Raw genomic sequence first — 13,544 nt, 5'->3', positions numbered from 1 at the left:
TCTAGGTTCTGTGTGATAAGTTTAACTTACTATATGATCGATCGATCTTTGTGTCCTTTGTGTCTTTGTGGTTCGTTCCACCCCCTCGCTAGGAGGAATGTATCTTAGAATACATTTTACCCACCAAACCTGGGAGAGCCAGCTTGATTCCGGTTAGTCTCTAATTAGCTTAAACTAATAAGCAGCAAGAGCAAAAATTCCCCTTTTCCCATGGCTAATCATCTGGCTGCATCCGAAAGTCTTTACCTGCGAAAACACGCCGAAAACCCGATCAATTGGTGGTATTGGTGTGACAGCGCCCTAGAAATTGCCAGGAGAGAAGATAAACCGATCTTTCTCTCGATCGGTTATTCTAGCTGTCATTGGTGTACGGTTATGGAAGGAGAAGCGTTTTCCGATCGAGCCATTGCCGATTATCTCAATCAGTATTTTTTGCCGATCAAAGTTGATCGCGAGGAAAGACCGGACATCGATAGTATCTATATGCAAGCATTGCAGATGATGGTCGGTCAAGGGGGTTGGCCTTTGAATGTCTTCCTAACACCGGATAGTTTAATTCCCTTCTATGGTGGCACCTATTTTCCCGTGCAACCGCGCTTTAACCGGCCCGGTTTTCTGCAAGTGTTGCAATCGGTACGTCGCTATTATGACGAAGAAAAGGAGAAATTAAGCAAATTCACGGCCGAAATGCTGGGCGCACTGCGTCAATCGGCTATTTTACCGCGAGCAGAGACCAATTTAGCCGATCCTTCCCTTTTAGCCACAGGAATCGAGACAAATACGGCGGTGATTCAGGTTAATCCCAATAACTACGGTCGGCCCAGTTTTCCGATGATTCCATATTCTCATCTGGCTTTGCAGGGCAGTCGCTTTGGGGACGATTTTGACGATTCCCTCCAGCAAGCGGCCTATCAACGGGGGGAAGATCTGGCCCTAGGGGGAATCTATGACCATGTGGGGGGAGGATTCCATCGTTATACGGTGGATTCGACGTGGACAGTTCCCCATTTTGAAAAAATGCTCTACGATAACGGGCAAATTGTCGAATATTTAGCCAATTTGTGGAGTGCGGGTGATCGAGAGGCGGCCTTTGAGAGAGGGATTAAAGGCACGGTTAACTGGCTAAAACGGGAAATGACCGCCCCAGAAGGTTATTTTTATGCGGCCCAAGATGCCGATAGTTTTGAGAAGGCCACGGATGGGGAGCCGGAGGAAGGGGCCTTTTATGTCTGGTCGGATCGGTCGTTAAGGGATTATCTCTCGACCGAGGAATTGGGGCTGCTGCAGGCTAATTTTACCGTCACTGCCGAGGGGAATTTTGAGGGTCGTAATGTGCTGCAACGTCGGCAAGGGGGAGAATTAGGGAAGGAGATAGAAAATCTGCTCGATAAGTTATTTATTCGGCGTTATGGCAGTTCTCAAGCCCAATTAGCTCTTTTTCCCCTGGCCAGAGACAATCAAGAGGCGAAAACCGTCTCTTGGCCGGGACGGATTCCGGCGGTAACGGATACGAAAATGATCGTCGCTTGGAATAGTTTGATGATTTCCGGTTTAGCCCGGGCCTTTGCCGTCTTTGGTGAACCTTTGTACTGGCAAATGGCTACGGTCGCGGCCGAGTTTATTCTCAAGCATCAATGGTTAGATGGACGTTTTCAGCGCTTGAATTATCAGGGTCAGGCCTCGGTTTTGGCCCAATCGGAGGATTTTGCCTATTTTATTAAGGCTTTGCTGGACCTGCAAACCGCTAAACCGCAAGAAACTGGCTGGTTAGAGGCGGCTATCGATCTACAGGGGGAATTCGATCGCTGGTTTTGGGCCGAGGATGAGGGGGGATATTTTAATACTGCTTCCGATCATAGTCTCGATCTGATCGTGCGGGAACGAGGTTATACGGATAATGCCACCCCTTCAGCCAACGGAATTGCGATCGCTAATTTAGTTCGTCTGTCGCGATTGACGGAAAATCTAGAATATCTCGATCGGGCCGAAAAGGCCTTGCAATCTTTTAGTACCATCCTAGAACAGTCCCCCACCGCTTGCCCCAGTTTATTTGTTGCTCTCGATCACTATCGTCACGGTTTCTGTCTGCGTGCCCCGGAAAGCTCGATCGAGCCTCTGTTAGGTCGCTATTTGCCCACGGCGGTGTATCGAGTCGATGACAGTTTGCCCCCTAGCACATTTGGGTTAATTTGTCAAGGGTTATGCTGCCTTGAACCGGCGGAAAATTTAGAACAGTTAGACCGACAAATTGCCGGGGTGATGGCGGGTCCGTCAACACTGCTCGGTTAGGGATTTTTTCTCTCTGCTTCCCGCTCTCCTAGTAAATAGGCTCTGGTGTTTGGCTTTCGTTGGCAACTTCAACTAAGAAAACGGAGAGGCTATGGCTTTAGAAACTTTCGGATGATCAGTATATAACAATGACCTTAATTGCTTTTTGAGTCAAGACCTAATTTAGCGGCGTGATTGCTCTAAAATAAGGTCATCGCCTGATCAGTATATAGCAATGACCTTAATAGCTGTCATCGATTATGACATGGGAAATCTGCACTCTGCCTGTAAAGGACTGGAAACCGTGGGTGCAGTGCCGAAAATTACCGATTCTCCCCTCGATCTCGAAAAAGCTGACGCTATTGTCTTACCCGGAGTCGGTTCTTTTGATCCTGCTGTCCGGCAAATTCGCAGCCGTCATCTCGAAAAACCGATCAAAGCAGCGATCGCTAACGGTAAACCCTTTCTCGGTATCTGTCTCGGTTTACAAATTCTCTTTGACTCATCAGAGGAAGGACAAGAGGCGGGTTTAGGGGTTATTCCGGGGACAGTGCGCCGTTTTCGCTCGGAACCGGGCATTACCATTCCCCACATGGGTTGGAATCAATTAGACTTCACCCAGCCGGATCATGCTCTTTGGCAGGGATTACCCCCGCATCCTCACGTCTATTTTGTCCATTCCTATTATGTTGATCCCCTTGATAGTCATCTAACTGCTGCCACCGTCACCCACGGCAGTCAAACGGTGACGGCAGCGATCGCTCGTGAGCGTTTGGTAGCGGTGCAGTTTCACCCGGAAAAATCCTCGACTAATGGCTTAAAAATTCTGGCTAACTTTGTTCAGCAGGTGCAAAAATTAGCTTTAGTCTCCTAAATAAGCCTTTAAAACCCGCTCGTTTTTTTGGATTTCGCTGGGAATGCCATCGGCTAAATTTGTCCCTTCTGCTAATACCCAAACGTGGTGACAAAGGGACATAATCACATCCATATTATGCTCGATAATTAAAAAGGTAATTCCCTGACGATTCCATTCGATAATATGGTCGTTGATTTGAGCGATTAAAGTGGGATTAACTCCGGCGGCTGGTTCATCTAATAAAATTAATTTTGGCTCGGTCATTAGCGCTCGGCCAATCTCTAATAATTTACGCTGTCCTCCCGATAAAGCTCCCGCATAATCGTGCGCTTTTTCCCCTAGACCGATCGAATCTAATATGTCCAAAGCTTTGGCACGATTTTCCTGTTCCTGTTGGCGAATTTTTGCCCCCTGAAACCAGACTTTGAGAAAATTTTCTCCCGTTTGTCCCGGACTAGCTAAGAGCATATTTTCTAACACCGTTAATCGGGATAATACCCTTGCTACTTGAAAAGTTCTCACACATCCTTTCAGGGCAATTTGATAGGGAGGCAGCTGATGAATCGGCTGACCATCAAGAAAAACTTCCCCTTTATCTGGGCGAATAAAATTAGATAAAAGGTTAAAAAGTGTGGTTTTGCCGGCTCCATTGGGACCGATTAACCCGGTAATGCTGCCCTGCGGCACGTCCAAATAAGCATTATTGACGGCACGAATGCCTCCAAAACTTTTCGATAATCCTTTGGCAGAAAGTAACATATATAAATTATGAATTATGAATTATGAAGTGGGAAGTGTTTTCAGTGAAGAGTAATCGATGAACTGATAACTGATAACTGAAATTATTTTCCCAAAGTTAACTCCTCTTTTTTGCCGAGGATACCCTGGGGTCGCCAGATCATTAAAACCATGAGCAGCAGACCGATAATCATAATCCGTAAAGCCCCTAATTGGCTATCATTAAAAATATCTAATTGGGGCAGAATAAAGCGAGTCAGGGAATCGTAAGCCCAGAAAATTACTGCTCCTAGTAAGGTGCCGGCATTGCTACCAGAGCCACCGAGAATGATAATAATCCAAGCGTTAAAAGTCAATAACGGCTCAAAATTAGTCGGGTAAATAGTGGTTAATTGCCATGCTAAAAAAGCCCCGGCCAAACCAGCGATCGCACCGCCTAACATCAAAGATTGTAACTTATACCAAAAGACATTTTTTCCCAAGGCCCGGGGAATTTCTTCATCTTCGCGGATAGCTTTGAGGATGCGTCCCCAAGGCGATCGCAAAAGTAATTCTAAACCAGTATAAACGAGAGCGAGGAGGACTAAAACTACCACCATCAGCCCCGCTTTGTAATTATAATCATTCAAGGCAATTACGCCGTTTATATACAGAAAAAGCAGGATTATCGCCCCTAACAACCCCCAAAAGATTAAAGCTCTCTTTTGCGTCGGTTGATAGCTTTTGCCGCTAATTTGCCCAGCTTCGCGCCATTGTCGTTGCAGATTGCGCCCCAATTGCCAGAGAGCAAAGATAGCAAGCAGGGTAAACAGGGCAATAATTAATAATTTGACGGGAAAACTGGGATTTATATCCAAAGGTAGGGGATAACGTTGTAGTCCGAAACTACCCTTCGTTAACCAATCCTCGTTAAGCACCAGCAAACGAATTAACTCAGACACCCCGATGGTGACAATCGCTAGATAATCGGCTCTTAATCTCAGGGTGGAAAAACCGATGGCTAATCCCAACAATGCCCCTAGGAGCGCCCCGACAATGGCAGCAAAAATCATCGGTACACCCTGTAAAGTTAATAAAACCGTTGCATAAGCCCCTAAAGTGGCAAAAGCAACGTGACCAAAGTTAATTAAGCCAGTAAATCCCCATTGTAGATTTAAACCGAGGGCAAAAATCGCGTAAATACCCGCCCAAATTGTCAGGGAAACTAAATAATCTGTCATCTTAAGTAAAAAGTAAAAAAGGGGTCGGGGGAGTGGGGGAGTGCCGGAGTTGGGGAGAAAAAAGCTGAAAACTCACATCTGATTACTGAAAAGGCTGATTGCTAACTGCTAGTATAATATCAGTTAAAATGGCCTCTGTAGCTTGATGGACAATTGTGACGAGCGGAGGGTGCTAGGCTATTAATAACGAAAAAACCTTGTCCTGTTGATTTCTATGCCTCTTTTGATTCTAATTGCCGATGATGATCCCGGTATCCGCCTAGCAGTCAAAGACTATTTAGAATTAGCAGGTTATAGTGTGGTGGCGGCGAGCAATGGTTTGGAAGCTTTGAATTTATTGGATACCTATCATCCCCATCTTTTGGTATCGGATATAAAAATGCCGCGTTTAGACGGTTATTCTTTGGTGACTAAGGTGCGGCAACAGCCAGAATTTAGGTTATTACCAGTAATTTTTTTAACCGAAAGAGGGTCAACAGAGGAAAGAATTCGCGGTTATCAAGTGGGTTGCGATATCTATCTTCCTAAACCTTTTGAGATGGAGGAATTAAAAGCAGTTATTCGCAATCTTTTAGAGCGATCGCAAATGGTGCAAAGTGAACGTCAATATCAGAAATTAAAACCGGAAGAAAGCCCCAAAACTAGGGATGTTTTAACTTCTTCTTTACAGGACGATTTTAAGTTAACTAATCGCGAGCGGGAAGTGTTAGAACATTTAGCCCGGGGACTTTCTAATAGTGAAATTGGGCAAAAACTGCATCTTAGTTCTCGCACGATCGAGAAATATGTTAGTAGTTTACTCAGAAAAACAACTACTAACAATCGGGCCGAATTGGTGCGTTTTTCCCTCGAACATAGATTAATCGATTAGCTGAAATAAAAAACTTAAATTTTGTTTTTTACGTCCTCCAAAAGACTGCCACAGGAGTCTAAAAGTAGCTCGATTACGCGGTCAAAACCTTCCCGACCACCGTAGTAGGGATCGGGAACTTCTTTTTCTGGGTGATAACGAGCATAGTCACACATTAACTTGATCTTTTCTTGATATTTTCCTGTCCGATCTAGGGATAAAATATCTTGATAATTGGCTTTATCCATGGCTAGGATTAGATCAAAATTCTCGAAATCCTCGCGGGTAAATTGTCTAGCTGTCCCTTGCAGAAGAATACCGCGTTTTTTGGCGGCCGTATTCATGCGAGAATCAGGAGGAGAACCGATATGATAACCGGCAGTCCCCGCAGAATCACAGAGGATTTTATTGCCTAATCCTTCTTGTTCAATCAGATAAGTCATGATATTCTCGGCAGCGGGAGAACGACAGATATTTCCTAAACAGACAAAGAGTAGTTTATAGGGCATAAATTGACTGGTAGAATCATCACTAAATTGCCAATTATAGGGCATTTCTAACATCCCGATAAAGATTTATCCTCAAAAAACTCCTCGCTGTCCATTAACCTAATTTTGGCTAATCCCAAGCTTTCTAAATAATCTTGCCACCCTTGGGGAGTATCTTCGATCGCTAATAATCCTAATATCCTAGCTACGTCTGCTACCCAGGGTAGGGTATGAATTCTATAACCCTGCCAGTTTACCTCTAAGGATAACCAAGCGGGAATCTCTTGGGGGTTAAATTGTTGGGAGGCAAGATAATCAGCTTGAAAGCAGTAAATCCGAGGTGGTTTTTGACTCTCTAACAAGGTTAAACACTCCTTCTAATCTGGACATTAATCTCTTGACTCGTATTTTAGGGGAACCTCAGCATAATTTTTGTTAAATATGAACTTCTCTTGTCAAGAAATAGTTAAGTTTGCTCAAGACAATTTACCCTTAATTCTCCCCTAAGCGAGGACGAATAATTAAATAAATTGCCGGACCGATTAGAGGCAAAAGGGAAATTACCGGCAACAGGAAAGGATTTTTTAATCCCCGTCGGGTTAGATCATCTTGCAGCAAAATTGGACATAATAGGGTTAAAAGACAGAAATCTAAACTCATAACATGAATAAAACGGCTAGTTTGCCACTGATACCAAAAATCAGACCAATTGCCGTTAATTAATCCGTAAGCGATTAAAATTGCCGCAGTAATTAGGGCAATTACTCCTAACCAAGGTGAGTCTAAAAGTTTAATGACCAGATTTTTTTTGCCAGTAAAATTGCTGTTGGGTTGACGGAGAGTTAGATAGGGTAAAATAGCGAAAGCACCCACGGCAAAGGAGGCAAAAGTAAAGGGCCAAGCGATGATTTTTTGGTCACGACCATCGATAATTAAAAGGCTAGTGTAGATAAGTGGCCAAACTCCCATCAGGTTGAAAAGAGAGATAATTAACGGGTTAATATTTTGCCATTTGCCAGTGGAAAGATCGATAATTAAATTCATTGTATCTGGTTGATCGGGTGGTGCTAGTAAAAAAGCGTATAATCCGAAGCCTAACCAAAGTAAACCGAGAATAATTTTTGTTAACATGGGAGTAGATAATTAGATTAATTGAGTAATCGGGTCTTCAGCATATATATTACTAGAAAAGTGATCAAAAGATCAAGCAAGATTACCTAATCAATGATCACTAAGTAGGTAGGCGTTAAAAATTATCAGATGCCCCCCTTATTAAGGGGAGATCCCCCCGCCTATCGGCACCCCCCTTATCAAGGGGGGCAGGGGGGATCGAACCTAAAATCCATTTTTAATTTAATTATAACCAGCTACTTAATTTTTAGGGAAGACGACGAGGATTCATGGTTTCTCCTGGGGTAATTTCTGCACTTTTGGAGTGGAGTAAGCGAGTTTGTTCGAGGATAGTTTCTAAGTCTTCATCCGAGAATTCTTGTACATAGTTTAATTTGACTTCTTCTAGGAAGATAATTAATAACATCTCGATTCTTTCTAGACTGTGACGGGATTGTAATTCCCCGGCGAGAGATTGCCCGAAACGTTGGACTAATTGCTGTAATAAACGCTCAAAAACTTCGTCTTCCTGGGTAATCTTGTCAGCTATATTAACAAAGGATTGATACAATTGACTAGATAGGCGATTGCTCAAGTCAGTTTTTAACCCTTTCATGCCGGGTAATCGCAATAAGCTCTGATACGCAGGAGTTTGACTGAGAATTTTCTCGATATTGTATTTAATTAAAGCTTCTGCTTCTGGTTTAACTTGCGGTAAAACCTTATCAACAGTGCTATTAACTACTAACCGAAAAATTTCGATAACTTCATTAGTATCATTGAGATTATTATATCCACCACTAAGGGATTGATCGAGAAATTTCTCCACTTGTCCCCGTCGGATATATTCCTGTATTTGATTAATAATTCTCAGGAATATTATCTCAGTAATATCTTTAGAAATTAGTGCAACTAAGCCTTTAACTGCCTGTTCTTTAATCAACCTTAAGTTAATAATTTTAACTTGATCTAGGCGAATAACGGTAGGAATAAATCGCAACCATCTCCAGATAGGAATAAACAGAAAAATATCATACCATCGCCATAACATAGCCTCGCGCCAACGCAGACCTTTATGAGTGCGAGCAATCCACCAAGTTCTTAGCATAAATTCCCAGAAAAAGATGGTACCAAATAAAAAATCGATCGCCTCAAAGTTATCTATCGGTCTCCCATCTTCTCCCAGGGGACGAAAATAATTAGTTTCTATTAAAGGTTGAATTTCTTGATTGAAAAATTTCAACTCTTTTTCCCAGCCATTTTGACTGAGATAATCCCAAGTCCAAAACTTCTGAAAGGCTGCTTTTGCGGAAACATTTTCTGTTTTAAAAACCCGCAAGCGCATTTTATTTTTAATCTTCTCTAAAGTCCCAGTTTTCTCGGCCGAGGCAAAGGGATTATTATCGATCATATCGACACTTTTTTGGCGTAAATTGGCTAAAATTTTCTCAATCTCTTGGCGATATTCTTGCAGATTAAACTCTGGGTTAAAGACCTTTTGATTAATTATTTCATTAAGTTTATCAACCGTAGCTAAATATTCGCTGGTACTGCGATAGGGTTTAATCCCTTTCACCACATCATACTTAGCGATTCCTTTAACAAAGGGAATTTCTAGGGGTTTGTCGGGAGGTATTTGTAATTCTTGAAAGGAAATCGGCCCGAGTTGTATTGGTTCATTAAATCTTAATAAAGTTATTTGCAAGCGTCCCTGTAACCAAAAATCTCGCAGGGGAATATAGGTTAAATCGAAAATAACCAGAATATAATTGCATAACACCAATAGGGCCATGCAAGTCTCAAAGAGATTGCGTAGGGAAAAACGACGGTTTCTGATCACGGGGTTTTTAGTCAAAGTCATTAGCCTAGAAAGCACACTTTGACTATGGTAAACCGAAAACGCCTAATTTTTTTACCTGAAAGCGATTGCCCTGAATTGATTTTTATCTGTCAACAAGCCTAGGTTAAAATAGAGAGACAAACGTTGAAACAGAGTCTAGTCAATGACAACACGGCAACCTCGCCACAGCAAAGAGGAATTTGCCCGACGTGGCGATGAACTCTATCAATCCCAAGTGCGATCGAGGTCAAAGAGGTCAAGCCTGATAGTGCGACAACCTCCTTACAGAGATAGGATAGTAGAATAGAGGAGGCTACCATATCGCTTCTTCAGACTCTAATTTAGTCTTGTAGATCAGTTATTACCATGAAAGAAAAAGTATACTTGGATTCCACCGTTCCGAGTTATTACTTTGATGAGCGTGAAACTCTAAAAGCCGCTCTTCTAGGTTCTGTGTGATAAGTTTAATTGACAATATGATCGATCGATCTTTGTGTCCTTTGTGTCTTTGTGGTTCGTTCCACCCCCTCGCTCTTGAGAAATGTATCTTAGAATACATTTTACCCACCAAAGCTGGGAGAGCCTAAAAGCTTTTACCGAAGTCACAAGGAAGTGGTGGTCGGAAATGTCCAGTTATTATGATTTATATATTTCAGATGCCGTGCTTCAAGAACTAACCGACGGAAACTATCCGCGTAAAGCTGAAATTATCCATTTGGTTTCGACGATTCCTTTGCTACCGCCGACTTCTGCTCTTGAATAAGTTGTCGAGTTTTATCTTGCCAACTATGTCATGCCAAGGTCTCTTGTGGGCGACGCTCTACATCTTGCCTATGCCAGCTATTTTGACATTCAATATCTCCTTACTTGGAATTGCAACCATCTAGCGAATGCTAACAAACGGAAGCATATTCGCGTTATCAATGCCCGTCTTGGCTTGTCAACACCTGAAATTGTCACACCACTTGAACTATTCAAAGAGGAGAACAACTTATGATCCGCTCAGAGATTTTGCAAGAAAAAGATAGAACTCAAACAAGATTGTCGGAGGAATGCACGTCCATCCATGACTATTTACTGAAGTCTCACATTGCCGCGAAAAAGGCTGCGGAATCCTACGGGTTTACTCTCAAATACGCTGAATTGCCTAACTTGCCATCATCTTAACTCAAATTGAGATCGCTTAAAGGTGATCACCTTGCCTCCTAGGTTGAGTTGAGCGAAACAATACGGGGTCGAAAATGGCTCAATTCGATTGAAAAAGCGCAACCCAACCACCTCAACGGTTGTTATTACTTATATAATAGACTACATAAGCTTTATTGATCGCTTTTTTCTATGTCCGAATCAGCTGCTGGAATTTCTGTTTCCAAACCCCAAAATATCTGGAAACGACAAGTTAAAGTCAATCTGAGAAGTCTCTTTAGTACCCTGGGAAAAGCCACTCTTAACGGGGCATTTTTGCAGTGGGATGATCTGGCCGAAAATGGAGTAGAAGTTTTAGATGATCTTGGTTTAAGTCGGACTCCGGGGGAATTAGCGGGTTTATTAATAAGTCAATCGCTAATGGAAGCGATGAAAGGATTACTTAAAAGTAATGCTGATTTACTGCCCCAAGAAGTTGAAAAGCTGCCTTTAAAAGAACTTTACCGTCAGATTACCGACTTTTTAGAAGAGCCGGAATTAATTCTCGATCAAGATTTTTTTGAGCATCCCGAAAGATTACCTATAGTCGCACCAATCCAAGCAGCTTTTTTACGGTGGTTAACAACAAATAATTTAATCACTAATTCCCAGGAAGCACAGAGCCTAAGTAACCGTTTACCAGCTTATTTTGTCTTAGCATTGCAGGAGCAATGGAAAGATAAACGAGATGAATACAGTCTGCTTTTAGATGAAATCGACACTCCTTTTAACAATGCTTGGAAACGAGAAAGAGGCTGGTTACATTATCGAGCTTGGTTGCAAAAACAGATCGATGAACCTATTTTTTGGGAAACCTTTAGTTTAAAGCAAATTTATGTACCTCTACGGGGATTTTATGAAGAAGAAGAAAAAAAAGCCACCCCAGACATAGATTACCATCGAGAGCCATCATTTAAACGCATTGTTATCAAACTCCAAGAGCAGTTAGAAACATGGTTAGAAGCGGCAAAATCCGATGATGCTATCCGTTTATTGACCGGTGGGCCGGGTAGTGGAAAATCGTCCTTTTGTAAAGTATTTGCTGCCCAACAAGCTCGCTTAGAAAAACAAGTTTTATATATTCCCTTGCATCGCTTGAGTTTCTCCACCGATTTAGTAACAGCAGTTAAAACCTTTGTTCAACATGACGGTTTTTTACCAGAAAATCCTCTAGAACCGAGGGATCAAGATTTAAAATTACTAATTATCTTTGATGGCTTAGATGAGCTATCTATGCAGGGAAAAATCGCCCAAGAAGTCGCCCAAAATTTTATTAATGAAGTACGAGAACAGGTCAAAAGTTTTAATAACAATAAAACCCGTTTACAAGTGTTGATTAGCGGGCGTGATGTGGTGGTACAATCCAATAAAAATAATTTCAAAAAACCTCAGCAAATTATCACTATTTTACCCTATTGGGTTGATAAAAGCGATGATTTTAGCGATGTTGATAACTTATTAAAAGTCGATCAACGTCATCAATGGTGGCAACAGTATGGGCAAGCTAAAGGGAAAAACTATGCACAATTACCGCCAGAATTATCGGGGGAAAATTTACAAGAAATTACCGCTCAACCGCTATTAAATTATCTTATTGCTCTCACTTTTGAACGAGGCGAGGTTCAATTTTCCCAAGAAACTAATCTCAATAATATTTATGACAATTTGCTCAAGGCAGTCTATGAGCGAGGTTATGAAAAAAATAGTCCAGGCCACCGGGCTATAGAAGGGATTACAGAAAAAGATTTTGTGCTAATTTTAATGGAAATTGCCCTTTCCTGTTGGCATGGTAATGGTAGAACCACCACCGTTATAGAGATTAAAGAACATTGTGAAAATAATGGCTTAAAAAATCTCCTAAAAAATTTCCAAGATAGTTTTCAAAGCGATTCCCAAGGGAGTATCACCCGTCTTTTAACAGCCTTTTATTTTCGAGAAAGTGGCGATTTACGAGGCAGCGAAAAAACCTTTGAATTTACCCATAAAAGTTTTGGTGAATATTTAACTGCCCGCAGAATTGTTGACCGAGTTAAGCAAATTCATAAGAAATTACAAGACAGTGAAAATGATTATGACAATGACTACGATCCCAGACAAGCTTTAATCGCCTGGGCGACTTTATGCGGACCGACGGCAATAGATGAATATCTTTTTTGTTTTATTGTCAATCAAATGCAATTACAGTCCCCAGATGAAGTGAAACAGTGGCAGAAAACTCTGGGTGATTTAATTGAATATCTTTTGGTCAAAGGAATGCCGATGGAGGGGTTAAAAAACCGCCCCAATTTTCAGGAGGAAATGCGACAGGCACGCAATGCCGAGGAAGCTTTATTAGCGGTATTTAATGCCTGTGGGCGAGTCACCGAAGAAATTTTTCCCATTCAATGGCCTTCTCCTGAAGCTTTCGGCAATTGGTTAGCCCGTCTTCAGGGACAAAGAATAGATTTAGAGTTTATGTTGGTGTTAGATTGTCTCAGTTTTCTTGATTTACAAAACTGTCTGTTGATACATCGAGATCTTGGCGGGGCAAATCTTGAAGGGGCAAATCTTGAAGGGGCATATCTTAGAGGGGCAAATCTTGAGGGGGCAAATCTTGAGGGGGCTAATCTTAAAGAGGCAAATCTTGAAGAGGCATTTCTTGAAGGGGCATTTCTTGCAGAGGCTAATCTTGAAAGGGCTAATCTTTACGGGGCTAATCTGGGCGAGGCAAATCTTGAAGAGGCATTTCTTGAAAGGGCAAATCTTGAAAGGGCTAATCTTAAACGGGCAAATCTTTACGAGGCAAATCTTTACGGGGCATATCTTGCAGGGGCAAATCTTTACGGGGCATATCTTGCAGGGGCATATCTTGAAGGGGCTAATCTTGAAAGGGCAAATCTTTACGGGGCTAATCTTTACGGGGCAAATCTTGAAAGGGCATTTCTTGAAGGGGCAAATCTTAGAGGGGCATATCTTGAAGGGGCTAATCTTGAAAGGGCTAATCTGGGCG

At 42.1% G+C, this 13,544-nt stretch carries 12 protein-coding genes; 6 read left to right on the top strand and 6 right to left on the bottom strand.

The features are described 5' to 3' along the window. The first annotated feature begins 210 nt into the window (after window positions 1-210). A complete protein-coding gene (locus tag PN470_RS02185) occupies window positions 211-2,289 on the top strand; it encodes a thioredoxin domain-containing protein (protein WP_272103527.1) in 2,079 nt (692 codons plus the stop codon). A gap of 214 nt (window positions 2,290-2,503) precedes the next feature. Continuing rightward, window positions 2,504-3,142, top strand: coding sequence for an imidazole glycerol phosphate synthase subunit HisH (gene hisH / locus PN470_RS02180; RefSeq protein WP_272103525.1), 639 nt, complete (start codon window positions 2,504-2,506; stop codon window positions 3,140-3,142). On the opposite strand, the gene PN470_RS02175 is transcribed toward hisH, so the two are convergent. Further along, window positions 3,131-3,883 (bottom strand): ABC transporter ATP-binding protein, encoded by a 753-nt coding sequence (locus tag PN470_RS02175; RefSeq protein ID WP_272103523.1) that lies wholly within the window; start codon window positions 3,881-3,883, stop codon window positions 3,131-3,133. The two genes, hisH and PN470_RS02175, sit on opposite strands and share 12 nt — an antisense overlap. 83 nt (window positions 3,884-3,966) lie before the next feature. Beyond that, entirely contained in the window at window positions 3,967-5,082 is a 1,116-nt protein-coding gene (locus tag PN470_RS02170; protein ID WP_002742401.1) for a branched-chain amino acid ABC transporter permease, read from the bottom strand. A 214-nt stretch (window positions 5,083-5,296) separates the two neighbouring features. Between PN470_RS02170 and PN470_RS02165 the strand changes: the two genes are divergently transcribed. Next, entirely contained in the window at window positions 5,297-5,953 is a 657-nt protein-coding gene (locus PN470_RS02165) for a response regulator transcription factor (protein WP_002742402.1), read from the top strand. A 14-nt stretch (window positions 5,954-5,967) separates the two neighbouring features. Here the strand turns inward: PN470_RS02165 and PN470_RS02160 are convergent, their stop codons facing one another. The 4 genes from PN470_RS02160 to PN470_RS02145 all read right to left on the bottom strand — a co-directional run bounded on the left by PN470_RS02160 (window position 5,968) and on the right by PN470_RS02145 (window position 9,391). Continuing rightward, window positions 5,968-6,486, bottom strand: coding sequence for a low molecular weight protein-tyrosine-phosphatase (locus PN470_RS02160; protein ID WP_002776250.1), 519 nt, complete (start codon window positions 6,484-6,486; stop codon window positions 5,968-5,970). 2 nt (window positions 6,487-6,488) lie between these two features. Then, entirely contained in the window at window positions 6,489-6,782 is a 294-nt protein-coding gene (locus tag PN470_RS02155) for a hypothetical protein (RefSeq protein ID WP_002752383.1), read from the bottom strand. Between the two features lie 130 nt (window positions 6,783-6,912). Continuing rightward, window positions 6,913-7,551 (bottom strand): DUF2834 domain-containing protein, encoded by a 639-nt coding sequence (locus tag PN470_RS02150; RefSeq protein ID WP_150975265.1) that lies wholly within the window; start codon window positions 7,549-7,551, stop codon window positions 6,913-6,915. Between the two features lie 247 nt (window positions 7,552-7,798). Next, a complete protein-coding gene (locus PN470_RS02145) occupies window positions 7,799-9,391 on the bottom strand; it encodes a hypothetical protein (RefSeq protein ID WP_272103521.1) in 1,593 nt (530 codons plus the stop codon). A gap of 520 nt (window positions 9,392-9,911) precedes the next feature. Between PN470_RS02145 and PN470_RS02140 the strand changes: the two genes are divergently transcribed. From PN470_RS02140 to PN470_RS02130, 3 genes are all read left to right on the top strand, one after another. Then, window positions 9,912-10,133 carry a hypothetical protein gene (locus tag PN470_RS02140; protein ID WP_272103519.1) on the top strand — a complete coding sequence of 74 codons (222 nt, stop codon included), beginning with the start codon at window positions 9,912-9,914 and terminating at the stop codon, window positions 10,131-10,133. A gap of 230 nt (window positions 10,134-10,363) precedes the next feature. Then, window positions 10,364-10,537, top strand: a complete 174-nt coding sequence (locus tag PN470_RS02135; protein WP_187602883.1) for a hypothetical protein — start codon at window positions 10,364-10,366, stop codon at window positions 10,535-10,537. 171 nt (window positions 10,538-10,708) lie between these two features. Beyond that, on the top strand, window positions 10,709-13,544 hold a 2,836-nt coding region (locus PN470_RS02130), incomplete at its 3' end, for a pentapeptide repeat-containing protein (protein WP_272103515.1).

The sequence above is a fragment of the Microcystis sp. CS-574 genome (genome assembly GCF_028329095.1).
GTDB lineage: Bacteria > Cyanobacteriota > Cyanobacteriia > Cyanobacteriales > Microcystaceae > Microcystis > Microcystis ichthyoblabe_A.
The sequence above is the reverse complement of the archived record's forward strand: the minus strand, read 5'-3'. Positions and strand labels throughout refer to the sequence as shown.

Excerpts from the sequence above, each read along its gene's own strand:
- PN470_RS02185 (WP_272103527.1), top strand. The coding sequence starts at position 211 with ATGGCTAATCATCTGGCTGCATCCGAAAGTCTTTACCTGCGAAAACAC.
- PN470_RS02175 (WP_272103523.1), bottom strand. The coding sequence starts at position 3,883 with ATGTTACTTTCTGCCAAAGGATTATCGAAAAGTTTTGGAGGCATTCGT.
- hisH (WP_272103525.1), top strand. The coding sequence starts at position 2,504 with ATGACCTTAATAGCTGTCATCGATTATGACATGGGAAATCTGCACTCT.
- PN470_RS02140 (WP_272103519.1), top strand. The coding sequence starts at position 9,912 with ATGTATCTTAGAATACATTTTACCCACCAAAGCTGGGAGAGCCTAAAA.
- PN470_RS02145 (WP_272103521.1), bottom strand. The coding sequence starts at position 9,391 with ATGACTTTGACTAAAAACCCCGTGATCAGAAACCGTCGTTTTTCCCTA.
- PN470_RS02150 (WP_150975265.1), bottom strand. The coding sequence starts at position 7,551 with ATGTTAACAAAAATTATTCTCGGTTTACTTTGGTTAGGCTTCGGATTA.
- PN470_RS02165 (WP_002742402.1), top strand. The coding sequence starts at position 5,297 with ATGCCTCTTTTGATTCTAATTGCCGATGATGATCCCGGTATCCGCCTA.
- PN470_RS02170 (WP_002742401.1), bottom strand. The coding sequence starts at position 5,082 with ATGACAGATTATTTAGTTTCCCTGACAATTTGGGCGGGTATTTACGCG.
- PN470_RS02160 (WP_002776250.1), bottom strand. The coding sequence starts at position 6,486 with ATGCCCTATAATTGGCAATTTAGTGATGATTCTACCAGTCAATTTATG.
- PN470_RS02135 (WP_187602883.1), top strand. The coding sequence starts at position 10,364 with ATGATCCGCTCAGAGATTTTGCAAGAAAAAGATAGAACTCAAACAAGA.